This is a genomic window from Limnohabitans sp. (assembly GCF_044361645.1).
Taxonomy (GTDB): Bacteria; Pseudomonadota; Gammaproteobacteria; order Burkholderiales; family Burkholderiaceae_C; genus Limnohabitans_A.
In genome coordinates, this window is sequence record NZ_JBIKIL010000097.1 from 1 (window position 1) to 14,870 (window position 14,870).

Here is a 14,870-nt window from a genome sequence, read left to right on the forward strand (position 1 = left end):
GGCTCGACTCACAATCCTGCGCAAGCTGCCAAAAAACAGCTCCGACTGCAGCCGCTCGCCGTTGGTCTGATCTGCCACCCGCTGCGCCAGCTCGGCGTCCACCGGTTTGAGTGCCACACCGGTCGAAGCAGCCAAGACCTGCGCTTGGCAGGCGCGCTCCAGGTAGTACAGGTCGTCGTATGCGTAGTCCACGCGTTCACCGCACACGATGACGCCGTGGTTGCCCAAGAACACCACATCCGCCCCATTCATGGCATGGGCGATGCGCTCGCCCTCGGTCATGTCAAGCGCCAGTCCGTTGTAGTGGGCGTCTACCGCCAGGCGGCCATGAAAGCGCATGGCGGTTTGGGACAGCCGCGTGTCCAGGGCCCGCGCCGCCGTCAGGGTGAGGGCCGTGGCGTGCGGCATGTGGGTGTGCAGCACGACCGACTTGCGCGCAATGCGGTGCACCGCCGCATGGATGAACATGGCCGTGGGCTCCACCGGGTGGCGGCCCGCCAGTTGCTCGCCGGCTGCGTTGCACATGACGATGTCGGGCGCTTGCACCTCGCTCCAATGCAGGCCGCGCGGGTTGAGCAAAAACCAGTCGTCCCGGCCAGGCACCGCCACGCTGAAATGGTTGCACACGCCCTCGCTCAGCCCCTGGTGGGCGGCGGCACGCAAGGCCAGCGCCAGGTCTTCGCGCAGCGGCAACAGGGCTTCAAAAGTTTCATCGGCTTGCATGGTGTTGCTCCATTTTCCATTCACGGGTTTTTTGACGTGCGCAAATTTGGCCAAAGTGGACAGACCTGCGTTGGGGCATTTGACCAGAACCCCAACTGAGTTGGGCCGCCGCGGGCTTGGTGCTTGAATTTCGGCATACTTTGCAACTCGGCTATCCTCACCCGCACCGCTTCTGAGATGGCGGACCCTGAAAAAAAATGACGCCTGGGCATCCCTGATCCGCCCCATTCAAACACCTTGATGAGCCAGCAGCAGACCCCCACCCCTCTTTCTTTGCCCCATGGTGATGCAGCACAAGGCCGCTTGGTGCAGGTGCTCTTCATTGGCGTCTTCATGGCGGCACTCGATACAGCCATCGTGGGGCCGGTTCTGCCTGCATTGCGTGAGGCCTTTGGCGTCGACAACCGTTCTGCCGGGCTGCTGACCACCGTTTTTTCCCTGAGTTCTTTGTGCAGCACGGCGCTGATGGCTTACTTCAGCGACCGCCACGGCCGCCGACCGGTGTACCTCACCAGTGTGGCGCTTTTCGCCATCGGCTCTGTGTGCATTGCCGCCGCTCCCGACTATGACCTGCTGCTGGTGGGCCGTGCCATTCAGGGCATAGGCGCAGGGGGCATCGCGCCGGTGGCCAGCGCGGTGATTGGCGATGTGTTCAGCGCCGAGCGGCGCGGCCGTATTTTGGGGCTGATTGGCGCCACCCACGGCATGGCCTTTGTGCTGGGGCCGCCCTTGGCGACCTTGCTCACCTCCACGCTGGGCTGGCGTTGGCTGTTTTTGGTGAACCTGCCCGTCGCACTGCTCGTGCTCTGGTGGGGTGCCCGCAGCTTGCCAAGCCAGCGCGCCAGCGCGGCACCTGGGCAGATTGATTTGGCGGGCATCACCTGCACCTTGTTGTTTTTGCTGTGCTTGGTGCTGGGCATTTCGCGCATGGCGGACTCGGCCACTGGGGTGCTGCTGTGGCCCTGGTTTCTGGCGGTCAGTGGGGCACTGCTGCTCGCTTTGGTATTGATTGAGAAAAGGCAAGCGCAAGCGCTGATTCCGATCAACCTGTTTGCCAACCGGCAACTGGCTTGTGCCTTTGTGCTGACCTTGGGTGTGGGCTTCTCCATGGGCGGCATTGTCTTTTTGACCTCCATCGCCACGCTGGCCTATGGGATCAGCGTCGAGTCCGCTGGGCTGGCCCTGCTGCCTCTGGTGCTGTGCTCCATGGTGGGCTCTATGGCGGCAGGGCGGCTGCTCAACCGCCTGGGTGCCCGCAGCATGGTGATCTTTGGCTTCGGCTCGTTGACGCTGGGCTACCTGCAAAGCGCCGTGCCACAGACCGGTTTGACCGCGTTCTTGATCGCATCGGTGTTGATAGGGATGGGTGTGGGTGTGGTGGTCAGCGGCGCGCTGCGCACCATTGCGATGGATGAAGCACCGCTTGCCCAGCGCGGCTCAGCGCAGGGGCTGATGACGATTTTCAATGCCGTCGGCACGCTGTTGGCGGTGACCTGCATCAGCGCCATGGCCGACTTTGAAGGCGGCGAGCTGGCCGGCTTTGGCCATGCTTACTTGGCCCTGGCCTTGAGCATGCTCGTGATGCTGGTGGTGGCCTTCGGGCTGAAAAGAAAGTCAAGCGAGCCGGCTTAAAAAACGGCGTGCTCACCGCGATCGGGCGCGCCCTCCCCTTTGAGCCAACGGGCATAGGCATCAAACAGGGTTTGTGAGCCGTGTGAGGGCGTGGCTTGCTCATCGTAGCGCTGCGCCTGTGCGTCCCACACCAACATGGATTCGGAGGCGTAATACCGCCCAATGCGGGCCAACTCGGCTTTGTCTGCAGCGGCTGGGATGAGCTTGCCCAAGACGCTCAACACCCCCACGATGGCATCCATCAGGCCCAGCGGAACACGCTTGAAACGCGGCGGCATGCCCAGCAAAGCAAACAATTGCTCGCCCTGCGCCAGCGGCGTGATGGCCGGCCCCGGCCCACCGATGGGCAAGATTTGCTTGTGCCGCGACGCATCGTCCAGGCAGCCCACCAGAAAATCGGCCAAATCGTCGTCGCTGATGGGCTTGCAGGCGGTCAACTGCCCGTCGCCAAAAATCAAAAACGGCTTGCCCTTTTTGACACGCTCAAGCTGGCCCGACAGCGATTTGAAGAAAGCCGTGGGGCGCACGATGGAATAGCTCAGGCCGGATTCGATCAAGGCTTTTTCAAAGGCCAGCTTGGCATGTTGAAAAGCCAGCAAGGGCTTTTGCACACAGATGGCCGACAGTTGCACAAACTGTTTCACACCCGCAGCTTGCGCCGCTTGCAGCGCCCACACATGGGCTTGGTGATCGACCCGCCAAGCGTCTTGAGGCGAGCCCATGCGCGAGGCCATGCAAGAGACCACCGCATCCAAATGGAAGTGCGCCAAATCGGCTTGTTTCCAAAAACCCTCATCGGTCGCATTCCCCCAGAGCAGCGTGGCCCCAGGCAGTCGTTGCGCAAGCCCTGTGTCGGCTTGCTTGGAGTCCGCGCCTTGGCGGGGCCTGACCAGGCAAACCACCTCGTGGCCGCGCCGCAGCAGCGCCCGAGCCGTGGCCATGCCGATCGTGCCGGTCGCGCCGAGCAAGAGCACACGTTTGCCAGCCGTAGATGCCCAACCCGTCTCTGGCCGCGAAGTGCGGGTGTCTGGGCAAGACTCAGGGCTGGAAAGCAGATCGGTGGTCACGCCGGGAAATCCCAAAATGGTTAGAAATTCAATGTTACTGTGGTTTGACTGCTGGCAATGGCGATGGCGATGCCCCATTCTTGACGGGGTCAAGGAAATTGCCTTTAGCATTGGGTGTGCCCCAATCCTCTTCCATCCCCTCTTCTATCACCCCTTCACTCCCACCCTCTTTGTCCGCTTTGAGGCGCGACATCGCGTCGCCGGCGGGTCGCATCAGCCTTTACAGCGCTGGGCCCCAAGTGCCAAGGCGTGGTCTGGCACCCTTGCTGCTGGTGCACAGCGTGAACGCTGCAGCCTCGGCCGCCGAAGTTGCCCCTTTGTTTGCCCATTACGCGCAACAGCGTGCGGTCTACGCTTTGGAGCTGCCAGGTTTTGGGTTTTCTGAGCGCAGTACACGCGCTTACACGCCGCGCTTGATGACCGATGCCTTGCATGCTGCGCTGGCCGTCATCCAGTCTGAACACGGCGGCGAGGCCGCTGATGTGTTGGCTTTGTCGTTGTCCAGCGAGTTCGCTGTCCGGGCCAAAGACGAGGCACCGCATACCATCCGGCGGCTTGCACTGGTCAGCCCGACGGGCTTCAGCGGGAATAAACGCCGCTATGGGCCAGCCGGGGGTACTCTGGGTTTGCCTTGGCTTTACCGTTTGCTGAGCTTGAACTTTTGGCGTCAAGGTATTTTCAATGCCTTGACCAAACCCCAAGTCATTCGATACTTTCTCAAGCGCACCTGGGGTTCTGAACAGATCGATGAGAGCTTGTGGCGGTATTGCGTGCTGAGCGCCAGGCAGCCAGACGCAGCAAACGCGCCCTTGTATTTTGTGTCAGCCTTCCTGTTCAGCACCGACATCAACCAACTTTACGAGCGACTGGAAGGTCCTGTCTGGGTCTCCATGGCCACTCGGGGGGATTTCACCGATTACCGGGGTCGGCATACGGTAGAGGGCAAAACCAATTGGCAGTTTTGTGCCATTGAAGGTGGCGCGCTGGCGTTTTTTGAAGACTTGAATGGCTTTACCCAGAAACTCGATCCGCACTGGGACTGATGTCGTTGACAGCCCAGCATTTTTTGGCGCGAAAATCCCGGCCGCTTGGGTCCCCCACACCGGGCCCATCCTTTTTGCAGTTCTCCCTTGAATCCACCCCGTTCATTCGCCATGAAAACACCCCAAAATTCCAGCCCTGTTGTTGTTGTCACCGGAGGCGCTCGCGGCATTGGCTTAGAGATTGGCAACACCTTCCTGAAGCGCGGCTACCGAGTGGCGGCGCTGGATGTTGACAAGGCAACGCTGGCCAAGGCCGAGGCCCATTTCAACACCCCCAATTTCTTGGCCATTCAATGCGATGTGTCCAAGCCCATGCAGCTGTCGCGGTCCATCGATCGCGTTGAGAAAAAATTCGGCCGCATCGATTCACTGGTCAACAACGCGGGTGTTGCGATTTTCAAACCGATCTTGGACGTGACTTGGCAAGATTGGCGGTCCATCATGGACACCAATTTGGACGGTGCCTTTTGGTGCACGCAGCTTTGTGCCAAAGTCATGCTCAAAAATGGGGGTGGCAGTGTGGTCAACATCGCCTCGATCTCGGGCCTGAGGGCCAGCACTCTGCGGGTGGCCTATGGCACCAGCAAAGCGGCCATCATCCACCTGACCAAACAACAAGCCGCAGAATTGGGGGATGTTGGCATTCGCGTGAACTGTGTCGCGCCAGGGCCCGTGGCCACTGAAATGGCCAAGTTGGTCCACAGCCAGGCCATCATCAAGGACTACCACGACACCATCCCCATGAACCGCTATGGCAGCACCGAAGAAATCGCCAACGCAGTGGCCTTTTTGTGCAGCGCGCAGGCCAGCTACATCAATGGCCAAACCATCGCGGTAGACGGTGGCTTTGACGCCGCGGGTGTGGGTTTGCCCACTCTGCGCAAAAGTCGCCCCAGCGCACCACCGTTGACGCCCAAGCCCAAGCCCAAGCCCAAGTCGGTTTGATCCTTTGCGCCGATGTCAGTTTGACCCGTGCCTGACCGCTGAAGGTTCTGGAGCATTGGCGGTCGGCGGTCATGGGTGACGCGCTGGGCACGTCAGAGGTTTTTGCCGCTTGAGCCCGTCATCCCGCTGCCCAAGCGCCGGTGCTGCAAGGCTTGCAAGTGGTGCCGCACCGACTTGAGCCGCTCTAGGTCCATCTGGCCCATCACCACACCCTCGCCTAGGGGCAGCTCTGCCACCACCTCCCCCCAAGGGTCGATCAACAAGCTGTGCCCATAGGTTTGGCGACCACTGGCGTGGGTACCGCCTTGCGCCGCAGCCAAAACGTAACACTGGTTTTCGATGGCGCGAGCGCGCAACAAGACGTGCCAGTGCGCCGTTCCGGTCGGCACCGTGAAGGCCGAAGGCACCAAGATCAGATCCACCTCGCCCATGGCACGGTAGAGCTCCGGAAAACGCAGGTCATAACAAATGGACAGGCCAACCCGGCCAAAGGGTGTGTCGGCCACAACGACCGAGGTTCCCGCCACCATGGTGCGGCCTTCGTCCAAATGGCGCGTGCCGTCTTGGTAGCTGAAGAGATGCAGCTTGTCGTAGCGCGCCACCCGCTCGCCTTGCGGATTGAAGAGCAGTGCCGTGTTGGTGACCTTGGCGGGGTCCGGGGTCTGGATGGGGACAGAGCCACCTGCAACCCACATCGCATGTTGCCGAGCTTTGGCTGAGAGCATGGCTTGGACAGGCCCCTGCCCCAGCGCTTCGGCAATCTGAAATTTGTCGGTCTCGCTCAAACCCATCTGCACAAAGTACTCGGGCAGAGAAACCAGTTGGGCGCCCTCGGCGGCGGCTTGGTCCATCAGTCTTTCGGCTGTTGCCAAGTTGGTGGCCAAGTCCGGCTTTGATACCATTTGCAATGCGGCTATCTTCATGTGTGCTTTCGTTTGAGGCGGTCTGAAAATCACCCACTTGGCTCAAGCCAGCTTCAGCCGGTGATCATCACGACATTATTTGCAGGAACGCTGATTTCCAATGCCACCCATTCACCAACCGTTTGGAGTTTGGGAAAGCCCAAGCCTGCCACATTGAACCGTCCCGGTTTGGCTGCAAAAAACTGCTGGCGTAAACCTCGCCGATTGGCATATTGCGTTCTTTGATCGGTTGGCCTGTCCGCCTGCTTTTCTCCTTGCCCTGGTCATTGCGCTGGTCATTGCGCTGGCGCGAACCCAAAGAACCATCCAAGCGGCTCAGCCTGCAAGGACTGGGCCAAACATGTCATCGATCCGTTGCTGCACCTGCAGGCTGCGCAAGCCCAAGCCCTTGGGCGTTTTCAGGCCAATGATCAATCAGCGCATGTGTTGGTGCGACGCCTGCATGCCCGCCAAGTCTGCTCAAGGCATGGCGCGGTGCAGCAAGCACTCGTGCAGTGCTCAAAAAAAAACTGCAAAGCATTTTTATCGGGTTCGCCGGGTTAAGCAGCTGAGCGCTGCCGATCTCAGAAAAACGCCATGGTGCGCACCTCGATGCTTTCGCGTTTCAAGGCATCGGGCGCCGTATCGGGGTGCTCAAAAGCCGAATGCCCCATGAACCGACAGCGCCCATCGGTGGCCGAGTCATAGGTTTTGAGCAACAAAGCGTGGTGCGCCTCCATGAAGGGGAAGTACATCCAGCGGTGTTTGGGTGAATGCCGCATGACGTAAATTTCACCCGTTCTGTCCAGGTACTTGAGCTCCATGCGCAGCATGTCGCCTTCGTCGTGTGTCGAGGCATCGCACATGGCCAAGGGCAACTCTTCAACCCGTTGGTAAAGCGGCTTCCACACGTTGTAAAAAGCCACCCGGCCTTGCAGCAGATGCGGGGCGTCTTCGGGCAAGATGTCGTGCACCCTTTGCGGCCCACTCTTGACCGTGTAATCGCTGTGGACCAACAAGACGGCGGGTCTTTGGACTTCTGTTTGTTGCTTCAGGTCGGCGGGCAAGCGCTGCCGGATGGTGTGATCAAACACCTCCACCCGCTTGGCCCCTGTGTGGGCCTTCACAAAATCCACCACCTGCTGATAAAACACCTGCTTGACCTTCGCTTCATCGGCAAAGTCCTTGAAGGAAGGGTCAAAGTCATGCAACTCAAAGCCCTCCTTGTCCAGACGAATCTCATGTTGCAAAGGCCAAGCATCGTGAATGGCCACTTCGTGCACGTCCGTCCCCGGCGGATTGAGCTTCACGCTCGGGTCCGGCTCGTAAAAATAATAATCCGGCGGTCGGCCGTTGTCCTCGGAGTAATTCAGAGTCGCGCGGACGGCGTGCAAATCGGTCATGGCTGAAGTCAATTGGTTTTTTGGGTGGTGAAACCTTCGTACACCATGGTGTTTTGCCAGCAAGGCAAGGCCTCGACATCTTGCAGCAGCCAGCGTGTCAGATGTTGGTGCGGGCCCAAAGGCAACTTTTGCCAACCGTGCAAGTGCAAGGGGGCCGCCAAGGCGATGTCCGCAATGCTGACTTGCTCACCACACACCCAGCGGCTCGATGCCAGGCGTTTGTCCAAAATACCCGCCAGCTTGTGAAACTGGGCCTCCTGCGCCGCCAAGACTGCCGGGTCAGGCACGCCGCCCAACAAGGGCTTGACGCAGTTTTCCACCAAGAAGACATAACAGCTTGGAAACCAGCTGGAAGACTCCCACAGCAACCAGCGGTTGATGTCGGCACGGGTTGTCAAATCCTGGGGATACGCCGATGCATGGCCGGTTTTGTCAGCCGCGTACTGCAAGATGGCGTTGGACTCCCAGAGCACCAAGTCGCCGTCGACCATGGCTGGCAAAGACGCGTTGGGGTTCAGACTGACAAAGGGTTCCAGTTTTTGTTCACCCTTGAAGTAGTCAACGTGCACCAGCTCGTAGGGGGCACCCATCAGCTGCAAGCCAGCCAGCACTTTTTTGCAATTGACGGTGATCGGGTCTGCGTGAATTTTCATGTTGTCTCCGTGGTTTGTATGGTTTCATGAACAATCGCCGTGCCAGTTTAAAAATTGACCCGAGTCAAAACAACTGCTGTAATGCAAATCAATTGTTTTTGAATCACGAACAATGAGCACGCCCGAACGGCAGCATCGCCCCATCTCCACCGACATGCTGGCAGCCTTCCTGAAGGTGGCGGAATGTCGCAGCGTCAGTCAGGCCGCCGTTTCTTTGGACGTGGCCAAAAGCCTGATCAGCAAGCGCATCGCTCAACTGGAAGAGCGCCTGGAAACCACGCTGTTCAGCAGAAGCACCCGCAAGGTCGCGCTGACGCCCGCTGGAGAAACCTATGTGGACTATGCAAAAAGGGCGCTGGCCGAAGTGTCCGATGGCATGGAACGCGTGCGCTCGCTGCGAACCGAGCTGAGCGGCAATTTGCGCTTGACCGCACCGGTGTCCTGGGGACAGCGGGTTTTGGCCAAGCACCTGCCCGAATTTCTCAAGATGCACCCCCATCTGGAGATCGACCTCATGCTGACCGATCGCATGATGGACATGGCCGCCGAGCGCATCGACGTCGCCTTGCGTTGGTCCAGCCACGCCAAGCATGAGCGCCACGGCACCCCCTTGACCGAAATCAAATGGTTTTTGACCGCAGCCCCCGCTTACATCGCCCAACACGGCCTGCCCTCTGAACCGGCCGAACTGAACGGTCACGCGTGCGTGTATTACCGCCGAGACAACACCGATGACCACTGGACCTTGCAGCACGACCCGGCCGCAAGCGCTAGCGATGCCCACCATGTGGAAGTCAAAGTGAATGGGCGATACCGTGTTGACAACCCAGAGGCCGTGCTGGAAGCTGCCCTGGCAGGCATGGGCATCGCTCTGTTGCCCGACTACCTGTGCGTCCCAGCCATAGAACAAGGCAGCTTGGTCAAAGTGCTGACACCCTGGACCCCGCTCACCAAGTTTGGCACCCACATCCTTGCAATGTGCCCACCTGATCGGAAGAAGATCTCTCGGAATCAGGCCCTGATCGACGACCTGCAACGCACCATGTCGCAAGACCCAGCCATGACAAAAAAAACCGCATTCACAGAGAAATTTCAACCATTGAATCGAACAATCACTTGATCCGAATGGCTTTTTGAAATGGCGCTTGGTCCGAGGGCACTCGCCTGATTCAGTCGGATAAACTGGCTCTCTTCAATGACCATGAACCCGCGACGCATGCCCCATCCTGTCTTGTGCCATCGGCTGGGTCTCGCTTGTCGTGATCGGGTCAGCCTCGCGGGGCAGCGATGAGCGATTCACCCACCTCACGAGGCATCAGCCGAGGCGCACTCGTCCTGGCGGGGGCCACCGTGGTGAATCTGCCGTTTGGCACCGTCTATGCCTTTTCTGTCTTCCTCAAGCCGATGGAGGCGCTGCTGGGTATTGGGCGCACCGAGATGGCGATCGTGTTTTCCATGGCATCGGTCTTTCTCACGCTCGGCATGCTCATTGGACCGGCCCTTTACCGTCGCTTTGCACCCGTGCCCCTGCTGCTGGTGTGCGGCGCACTGAGTGCCTGTGGCCTGCTGATCTGCGCCACTGCACAGGGCATTGAGCACTTGCTGCTGGGTTACGGCGTTTTGTTCGGGCTGGGCGGCGGGGTGGCTTTCATCATGATGCAGCAGGGTCTGAATCAGACCATCAGCCCGATGAGCGGGCTGGCCAACGGCTACGTGGTCAGCCTCTACCCCATGGGGGCCATGCTCGGCGCACCGGTTTTTGGCTGGGCCATCGAGGCCTTCGGCTTGCGTGCCACCCTGGCGGGTCTTGCGCTCACGGTGCTCACTTGCTGCGCCGTCGCTGCCGTGCTCTGGCGCCTTGCCCAGGTTCGCATGCAAGACCCTGGCGCGAGTACAGCCGACAGCCAGGCCCGCCACTGGGGCTTGTTTGCCCGGCTGTTTACTGTGTTCTTTCTCGCAGCCTCGGCGGGGCTGATGGTGATGAGCCAGGCCGCTGGCATTTTGCAGGCCTATGGTGCAACAAGCCTGTTTGCGCTGGGCGGCACCACGTTCATCACCGGCGCGATTGCTGCAGCGCGCATTGGAGGGGGCTGGCTCATTGATCGTTTCGCGGTACCTCGTGTGGCCTGCGTGGCCCACCTGATCGCCCTCACTGGTTCGTGCCTGTTATTGACCTGGCCGGGGCCGGGCATGGCAGTTCTGTCCATGACGCTGATCGGCTGCGGCTATGGCTTCATCTCGGGTCTGACGGCGGGTGCCATTGCGCGCTACTGGCATCCCAATGCCTTTGGCCGGGTAGCCGGGCAGTTGTACATTGCCTGGTGCATCGCGGCCATCAGTCTGCCGGTGCTGGCGGGTTGGCTGTACGACCAGAGCCAAGGCTATGAGCAAGCCATGCGCATTGCCGCCGGCGTGAACCTGCTGGGTGCGCTGATGGCTTTGAGCTTGCCGGCGAAGGCGCGATCACAGCTTCCTGCGCCGACCCAGCCTGCACCGAGGGTCGAGTCGGCCTGAGCATGCGGATGCACGCCCTCAATGGCAGCGTGTTGCGCATGCGTTGCAGCCTTGACTTGGCTGATTGCTGGTGCCAACTTTTGATGTGTCCACCCATGGCGGCTGCCAGCGCGCACCCTGCAACGGGTTGCAGGTCATCGCGCTGCGTCACAGCGGGTCGGCAAACTGGGGCTATTGGATGTCGGGGCCGACATGCGGGCTCGGCCGGGAGACTTGTTAGACCCTTTCATGGGCCACCCTGAGGCGTTTGAAACGCCTTTTCACACAGTCCAGTTCGCAGCCGTACAGACTGCAGCATTCAACGCAGCCAAACTCGCAGCTCATGGCCGTATGCGCCTGTTGTCCGGCTGAGCCTCTTGCATGCTTCGATGAAACCATTTCCACCCACCCACACTCTGGCTGAGCCATGGACCTTTCCTCGCAAGGTCTTGCTGGTCGCCTTCGCGCTGCTCTTGGCCCTGATAGCCTGGCAGTTGCTGGACCTCATCATGTTGACGTTCGGCGCGGTGATCGTGGCCACGGTGCTGCGCTCACTGGCCGCGGCGCTCGAGCGCCATGCGCGCGTGCCCAGCAAGATTTCCGTCATGGCGGCCTTGTTGTTGGTGCTGTTCATGATCGCGGCGGTATCTTGGCTTGTCGGTGAACCCTTAGCGAAGCAGTTCGACATCCTGCGCCAACGCCTCCCCGCGGCCGTGGACGCCGTCATGCAATGGCTCAACAGCCATCGCCTCGGGGTCGCAGCCTTGCAGTACATCGAAGAGGCTCGCAGCAAAGATGCCAGCTCGTGGGCAATACGGGTTGCAGGCGCCGCAGGTTCAACCTTTGGCGCGCTCGGCGGTGCCGCCTTGGTGTTGGTGATGGGCCTTTACTTGGCTGTGGCACCCCGCGTTTACAGGGACGGCCTGGTCAGGCTCATGCCGCTGTCGGTAAGACAGCGTGTCGGCGAGGCGCTGGATGCCTGCGGGATTGCTCTGTCGCGTTGGCTGCTGGGGCAATCGGTATCGATGCTCTTTGTCGGCGTCACCACGGCCTTGGGCTTGTGGCTGCTGGATGTGCCGCTGGCGTTTTCGGTGGGTGTGCTGTCCGGCCTGCTGGCTTTCATTCCTTTTTTCGGCGCCATCGCTGGCGGCTTGCTGGCCGTGTTGCTGGGCTTCATGCAGGGGCCCGAGACGGCGCTTTTTGTATTGATCCTGGCCATGTTGATCCAACAGCTCGAAGGCAATGTGCTGATGCCGCTGGTGGAACGCTGGGCGGTAGGCCTGCCACCCGTGCTCGGCATCGCAGCGACCGTCATGTTCGGCGTGCTGTTCGGCCTGCTGGGCGTGCTCTTGGCAGCACCGGCCATGATCGTGCTCATGGTCGTGGTGCAGCGGCTCTATATCAAAGGGGTGCTCGAAGAAGGTGGCTGATCCTGTGCAGCGCTCACGGGTGATCGAGACTGCCTGCAATGGGCGTGACGGGACATGCCATGGCAAGTATGGCGTTTTTGGCAACATGGGGTGATGCGCCCAACTTTTCAGCGCGCATGGCGAGATTGAGTTGATCAACCACTCCCGCCCAATTCGCGTCCAGTTGGATTTTTCCATACAAAAAAGTAGCTTGACTTGCCGTCCAAAAGCTTGCGTCTTCAAGTCTTGTGCCGTTATTCAATGGCGAGTTTTGGGCTATGAAAAACTGAATGCTGCCAGCATCCGAAGGCAAACCCAGTTGATCAAACAACTCTTCGAGGCGATGGTAAGTAGAGTCCATTTTTTATCTCAGTTTTAGAGCTTCAGTGCCGCTCTGCCAGCGCTTCATCCATGGCTTGTGAACAGCCAAAAAATGCGGTGCAGCACGTCTGTCCCGCACTTGGATCTTTCAGGTCGGCTCCATTTATTTGCCTGAACAGTTGCAGGCTGCTTTCGTCTTTTGTTGTGCCATGTTCCGACTGACCGCGCTTTCGCTGGATCACAGTGCCATTCCAATGTAGGCATTCAAATGAGCAAGTTCTGTGCGCCAGCCCACGCTCTCGTAACGCCGCCACGTGTGGTGTGGTGACCACCGTCCTAAGATCGTGCCGGTCACCCAAACGGTGCGCTTGCGCACAGACCATTGGAGGGCCATTGCCTAGCCTGCATGTGTGCGACTTTCGTCACACGTCGACACAAGTTCGACCAACTTTTAAGGGGCACACCATGCGCATCAACACAGATCAAATCAAAGGCCATTCCAATGAAGCTATTGGCAAAGTCAAAGAGACAGTAGGTGAAGTTGTAGGCAATAAAGAGCTTGAAATCAAAGGTGCGATTCAGAAAAATATCGGAATCGTTCAATCCAAGGTCGGCGATGTCAAGTCGGCCATCACCAAAAAACAGTAGTGTCCCAACGTTTTCCCATCAGGGCTTCGTGAGTTAATGATTTACCTTGGGTTCTTGGCATTTCAGTCTGGTCTCGATTTGAACTTAGATTCCATGACTTATGGTCCTTTGCGTTCGCACGCAAAGGACCGCCGAAGTGGACCCCAAAGCCCGGACAGACTTGATGCCACCGCTTGACGTCTGGTGAACCTCTTGCGGTGTTTGGTTGTCCAGTGACTGGTGCGGGCGCTCGGTGTTGTAAAACGCAAGGTATTTCGTCAGGCCCACCAACAACTCGCCCATGGTCGCGTAGCCGTTGAGGTAGATGTCTTCATGCCACCGAGCGCCTTCTTGAACAAGCCGAAGCCACCATTGCCGAGGCAGGTTTTGACATGCTCAACGCCGTCTGGCCAGAGCGTGATGGCTTTCAGGCAGGCCTGGATGTGGGCCGCGCTGGCAGCGAGTCCAGCAACCCGCACCTCAAGCAAGCGGCACAGTGCGTGGCGCAGGCCTTGCTGACTTTGGCCATGTCCTGATTTTTTTCTGCGCCATGCTGTGGCGTGCGCATTCGTGGTGGCTTATATTGGCTCATTTCAAGCTTTTTGGAATGAACCATGTCCTCTGCGCTTTCTGTTCGCCACTTACTCACCGCCTTGACCAGCTCACTGGCCCTGAACGCATGGGCCGTGGAAGTGGTCTTTCATCCCGTGGCCCCCAACGTCTACGCCTTCGTGGGCGACACCGAAGGCCGCACCTATGACAACGAGGCCTTGAACGCCAACCTAGGCCTGGTGGTGACGCCTGAGGGCGCTTTGCTGATCGACAGCGGCGCCAGCTATTTGGGCGCACAAAAAATCGCCGCAGCCGCGCGAAAAGTCAGCGCCCAGCCGATCAAATGGGTGATCAACACGGGCGGGCAAGACCACCGCTGGATGGGCAATGGTTTTTTCAAGAACCAAGACGCCGAGATCCTGGCCCATGCCAACGGCCAAGCCGACATGACAGCCCGAGGCCCTGCGCACCTGCGCAGCAACGCGCCCGTGCTCAAAGAAAAATTGGCCGGCACCGAAGTCGTGCTGCCCACGCGCTGGTTGACCGAGGCGGACACCACGCTAAAGTGGGGCGGCGTGACCGTGCGGGTGGTACACCGGGGCGGCGGGCACACGCCGGGCGACAGCATGGTGTGGTTGCCGCAAAGCGGCGTGGTGTTCACGGGCGATGTGGTCTATGTGGACCGAATTTTGGGACTGCACCCGGTCAGCAAAACCAGGACCTGGGTTCAGTCTTTTGCCGCGATGCAAGCGCTCAAGCCCCAAGTGGTGGTGCCTGGCCATGGCCGCGTGACCACACTGGCGCAAGCCCAAAAAGACACGGGGGACTTGCTCACCGCCTTGCGTGCTCACATGGGCAAAGCCGTGGAGACGGGTACCGACATCAGTGCGGCCGTCAAACGCTTCGATGCCGCTCCCTTCAAGCACCTGCAGCATGCGGATGTCTGGCTGCCGCAACTGGCCAACCTCACCTACCTAGTAGTTCGTTCCATCAATACAGTTACTAAATAGATGATAATCGCTATGCTTTTTCTTCAACTCATGAAAGCGGTGATCATGGCGAGAAAATCTGAACGGCCGTCGTTGGTGCTGACGCAAGAA

Annotated in this window: 15 protein-coding genes and 1 pseudogene; 9 read left to right on the forward strand and 7 right to left on the reverse strand. The window is 59.5% G+C overall.

What is annotated here, in order from left to right:
• Positions 1–723: aldolase (locus tag ACIQ39_RS14250; protein WP_396435265.1), on the reverse strand; the 723-nt coding region annotated here is incomplete at its 3' end.
• Between the two features lie 240 nt (positions 724–963).
• On the opposite strand from ACIQ39_RS14250, the gene ACIQ39_RS14255 reads away from it, so the two are divergent.
• Positions 964–2,355 carry an MFS transporter gene (locus ACIQ39_RS14255; protein WP_396435266.1) on the forward strand — a complete coding sequence of 464 codons (1,392 nt, stop codon included), beginning with the start codon at positions 964–966 and terminating at the stop codon, positions 2,353–2,355.
• On the opposite strand, the gene ACIQ39_RS14260 is transcribed toward ACIQ39_RS14255, so the two are convergent.
• Entirely contained in the window at positions 2,352–3,422 is a 1,071-nt protein-coding gene (locus ACIQ39_RS14260; RefSeq protein WP_396435267.1) for an NAD(P)H-binding protein, read from the reverse strand. The genes ACIQ39_RS14255 and ACIQ39_RS14260 overlap by 4 nt on opposite strands.
• Before the next feature lie 170 nt (positions 3,423–3,592).
• Between ACIQ39_RS14260 and ACIQ39_RS14265 the strand changes: the two genes are divergently transcribed.
• Both ACIQ39_RS14265 and ACIQ39_RS14270 read left to right on the forward strand, forming a co-directional pair.
• Positions 3,593–4,465 carry an alpha/beta fold hydrolase gene (locus ACIQ39_RS14265; protein WP_396435268.1) on the forward strand — a complete coding sequence of 291 codons (873 nt, stop codon included), beginning with the start codon at positions 3,593–3,595 and terminating at the stop codon, positions 4,463–4,465.
• Positions 4,466–4,576: 111 nt separating this feature from the next.
• The gene (locus tag ACIQ39_RS14270) at positions 4,577–5,410 is read left to right on the forward strand and encodes an SDR family NAD(P)-dependent oxidoreductase (RefSeq protein WP_396435269.1); all 834 of its coding nucleotides are present in this window, start codon (positions 4,577–4,579) and stop codon (positions 5,408–5,410) included.
• A 92-nt stretch (positions 5,411–5,502) separates the two neighbouring features.
• On the opposite strand, the gene ACIQ39_RS14275 is transcribed toward ACIQ39_RS14270, so the two are convergent.
• The 3 genes from ACIQ39_RS14275 to ACIQ39_RS14285 all read right to left on the reverse strand — a co-directional run bounded on the left by ACIQ39_RS14275 (position 5,503) and on the right by ACIQ39_RS14285 (position 8,368).
• A complete protein-coding gene (locus ACIQ39_RS14275) occupies positions 5,503–6,363 on the reverse strand; it encodes a carbon-nitrogen hydrolase family protein (protein ID WP_396435279.1) in 861 nt (286 codons plus the stop codon).
• Between the two features lie 533 nt (positions 6,364–6,896).
• Positions 6,897–7,715: a CmcJ/NvfI family oxidoreductase gene (locus tag ACIQ39_RS14280; RefSeq protein ID WP_396435270.1), complete on the reverse strand. Its 819-nt coding sequence runs from the start codon at positions 7,713–7,715 to the stop codon at positions 6,897–6,899.
• Between the two features lie 8 nt (positions 7,716–7,723).
• On the reverse strand, positions 7,724–8,368 hold the full coding sequence (locus ACIQ39_RS14285; protein WP_396435271.1) for a glutathione S-transferase family protein: 645 nt from the start codon (positions 8,366–8,368) through the stop codon (positions 7,724–7,726).
• A gap of 112 nt (positions 8,369–8,480) precedes the next feature.
• Here ACIQ39_RS14285 and ACIQ39_RS14290 point away from each other — a divergent pair, with 112 nt between their 5' ends.
• The 3 genes from ACIQ39_RS14290 (at position 8,481) to ACIQ39_RS14300 (ending at position 12,291) form a co-directional block, all read left to right on the forward strand.
• The gene (locus ACIQ39_RS14290; RefSeq protein ID WP_396435272.1) at positions 8,481–9,488 is read left to right on the forward strand and encodes a LysR family transcriptional regulator; all 1,008 of its coding nucleotides are present in this window, start codon (positions 8,481–8,483) and stop codon (positions 9,486–9,488) included.
• A gap of 167 nt (positions 9,489–9,655) precedes the next feature.
• Complete coding sequence (locus ACIQ39_RS14295) at positions 9,656–10,882, forward strand: nitrate/nitrite transporter (protein ID WP_396435273.1); 1,227 nt, start codon at positions 9,656–9,658, stop codon at positions 10,880–10,882.
• Between the two features lie 368 nt (positions 10,883–11,250).
• Entirely contained in the window at positions 11,251–12,291 is a 1,041-nt protein-coding gene (locus tag ACIQ39_RS14300) for an AI-2E family transporter (RefSeq protein ID WP_396435274.1), read from the forward strand.
• A 13-nt stretch (positions 12,292–12,304) separates the two neighbouring features.
• Here the strand turns inward: ACIQ39_RS14300 and ACIQ39_RS14305 are convergent, their stop codons facing one another.
• Positions 12,305–12,631: a DUF2789 family protein gene (locus ACIQ39_RS14305; protein WP_396435275.1), complete on the reverse strand. Its 327-nt coding sequence runs from the start codon at positions 12,629–12,631 to the stop codon at positions 12,305–12,307.
• 425 nt (positions 12,632–13,056) lie between these two features.
• On the opposite strand from ACIQ39_RS14305, the gene ACIQ39_RS14310 reads away from it, so the two are divergent.
• Entirely contained in the window at positions 13,057–13,239 is a 183-nt protein-coding gene (locus tag ACIQ39_RS14310; protein WP_396435276.1) for a CsbD family protein, read from the forward strand.
• A gap of 84 nt (positions 13,240–13,323) precedes the next feature.
• Here the strand turns inward: ACIQ39_RS14310 and ACIQ39_RS14315 are convergent.
• Positions 13,324–13,554, reverse strand: a pseudogene (locus tag ACIQ39_RS14315) (integrase core domain-containing protein); the annotation flags it as partial.
• Between the two features lie 56 nt (positions 13,555–13,610).
• On the opposite strand from ACIQ39_RS14315, the gene ACIQ39_RS14320 reads away from it, so the two are divergent.
• Together ACIQ39_RS14320 and ACIQ39_RS14325 are read left to right on the forward strand one after the other, a co-directional pair.
• Positions 13,611–13,754 carry a hypothetical protein gene (locus ACIQ39_RS14320; RefSeq protein WP_396435277.1) on the forward strand — a complete coding sequence of 48 codons (144 nt, stop codon included), beginning with the start codon at positions 13,611–13,613 and terminating at the stop codon, positions 13,752–13,754.
• A gap of 78 nt (positions 13,755–13,832) precedes the next feature.
• Complete coding sequence (locus tag ACIQ39_RS14325) at positions 13,833–14,780, forward strand: MBL fold metallo-hydrolase (protein WP_396435278.1); 948 nt, start codon at positions 13,833–13,835, stop codon at positions 14,778–14,780.
• The last annotated feature ends 90 nt before the right edge of the window (positions 14,781–14,870 follow it).

What these genes read in the sequence shown, in the direction of transcription:
- ACIQ39_RS14255 (WP_396435266.1), top strand. Translation starts at nt 964, where the DNA reads ATGAGCCAGCAGCAGACCCCCACCCCTCTTTCTTTGCCCCATGGTGAT.
- ACIQ39_RS14295 (WP_396435273.1), top strand. Translation starts at nt 9,656, where the DNA reads ATGAGCGATTCACCCACCTCACGAGGCATCAGCCGAGGCGCACTCGTC.
- ACIQ39_RS14270 (WP_396435269.1), top strand. Translation starts at nt 4,577, where the DNA reads ATGAAAACACCCCAAAATTCCAGCCCTGTTGTTGTTGTCACCGGAGGC.
- ACIQ39_RS14300 (WP_396435274.1), top strand. Translation starts at nt 11,251, where the DNA reads ATGAAACCATTTCCACCCACCCACACTCTGGCTGAGCCATGGACCTTT.
- ACIQ39_RS14280 (WP_396435270.1), bottom strand. Translation starts at nt 7,715, where the DNA reads ATGACCGATTTGCACGCCGTCCGCGCGACTCTGAATTACTCCGAGGAC.
- ACIQ39_RS14320 (WP_396435277.1), top strand. Translation starts at nt 13,611, where the DNA reads ATGCTCAACGCCGTCTGGCCAGAGCGTGATGGCTTTCAGGCAGGCCTG.
- ACIQ39_RS14290 (WP_396435272.1), top strand. Translation starts at nt 8,481, where the DNA reads ATGAGCACGCCCGAACGGCAGCATCGCCCCATCTCCACCGACATGCTG.
- ACIQ39_RS14305 (WP_396435275.1), bottom strand. Translation starts at nt 12,631, where the DNA reads ATGGACTCTACTTACCATCGCCTCGAAGAGTTGTTTGATCAACTGGGT.
- ACIQ39_RS14325 (WP_396435278.1), top strand. Translation starts at nt 13,833, where the DNA reads ATGTCCTCTGCGCTTTCTGTTCGCCACTTACTCACCGCCTTGACCAGC.
- ACIQ39_RS14310 (WP_396435276.1), top strand. Translation starts at nt 13,057, where the DNA reads ATGCGCATCAACACAGATCAAATCAAAGGCCATTCCAATGAAGCTATT.
- ACIQ39_RS14285 (WP_396435271.1), bottom strand. Translation starts at nt 8,368, where the DNA reads ATGAAAATTCACGCAGACCCGATCACCGTCAATTGCAAAAAAGTGCTG.